Source organism: Streptomyces smyrnaeus, assembly GCF_017676345.1.
Classification (GTDB): Bacteria; Actinomycetota; Actinomycetes; order Streptomycetales; family Streptomycetaceae; genus Streptomyces; species Streptomyces smyrnaeus.
In genome coordinates, this window is the sequence record NZ_JAFFZM010000058.1 from 1 (window position 1) to 1,335 (window position 1,335).

2 protein-coding genes are annotated in these 1,335 nt (G+C 69.7%); one reads left to right on the plus strand and one right to left on the minus strand.

The window, feature by feature from the left end:
• The coding region (locus JW613_RS35440) for a carboxymuconolactone decarboxylase family protein (protein ID WP_209215307.1) at positions 1-413 on the minus strand (413 nt) is incomplete at its 3' end.
• Between the two features lie 70 nt (positions 414-483).
• Between JW613_RS35440 and JW613_RS35445 the strand changes: the two genes are divergently transcribed.
• Positions 484-1,335, plus strand: an 852-nt coding sequence (locus tag JW613_RS35445; protein ID WP_209215308.1) for a sigma-70 family RNA polymerase sigma factor, incomplete at its 3' end; no start/stop codon positions are given.

Here is a 1,335-nt window from a genome sequence, read left to right on the forward strand (position 1 = left end):
CTGATCATCAGGATGATCGCCGAGAGCTGCTCCTCGGTGAAGTGGTCCGCGGCCTCGTTCCACACGTCGTCGGGGACGGCCTTGCCGGAGCGGTCGGCGATCCGGGTGGCGGCCTCGGCCAGGGCCAGGGCGGCGCGTTCGGCGTCGGTGAAGTACGGGGCCTCGCGCCAGGCGGCCACGGCGTGGAGGCGCTCGTCACTCTCGCCGTGCTTCTTCGCGCCCGCCACACCGGCGAACACGCAAGCGCTGCAGCCGTTGATCTGGCTTGCCCGTAGGTGGACCAGCTCCAGGACCTGCGGGCAGACGCCGCCCTGGTACATGGCCTTGTAGATGTTCTGGATGCCCTTCATGGCGTCCGGCAGGACCACAGCGGGGTTCTTCATGCGGGCGGTGGTGGTGATCGCGGCGTTCATCCGATGCTCTCCTGGTGATCCGTTAGCGTCGGTCACCGGACCGACGGATCTGGGCACAGGGGTGTGACAGGTGAGCGCGAACATTTTTCTGGCCGACCGTTTCGAGGCGGAGCGGCCCGGGCTGCGGGCGGTGGCCTACCGGATGCTGGGGTCGCTCGCCGAGGCGGAGGACGCCGTCCAGGAGACCTGGCTCAAACTCAGCCGCACCGACGTGAGCGGGGTGAAGAACCTGGGGGCCTGGCTCACCACGGTCGCCGGCCGGATATGCCTGGACATGCTGCGCTCGCGCAGCTCCCGGCGTGAGGATCCGCTGCCCGAGCAGGACGGGTCGGTCCGGCTGCCGGACCCGGTGGTCACCGCGCTGGCTGGCGTCGACCCCGAACAGGAGATCCTGATCGCGGACTCGGTAGGCATCGCACTCATGATCGTTCTGGAGACCCTCTCCCCGGCCGAACGCCTCGCCTTCGTCCTGCACGACATGTTCGAGGTGCCCTTCGAGCACATCGCTCCCATCCTCGGCCGGACCACGGTCTCCACCCGGCAGCTCGCCAGCCGGGCCCGCCGCCGGGTTCAGGGCGCCGCCCCGACGGCCGACACCGATCTGGCCCGCAAGCGCGATGTCGTGGACGCTTTCCTGACCGCCTCGCGCGGCGGCGACTTCGAGGCGCTCCTGGCCGTCCTCGACCCCGACGTGGTCGCGCGCTCCGACGGCGGCACGCTCGTCCCGAGCATCCTGCGGCGCGGCGCGGCCGACGTGGCATCCCAAGCCATCACCTTCGCCCGCTTCGCGGCAGACGCACACCTCGTTCTGGTCAACGGCACACCCGGCGTCGTCTCCTTCGCCGAGGACCGCCCGCTGTCCATCATGTCGTTCACGATCAAGGACGGCCGTATCACCGGACTCGACATCCTCACCGATCCA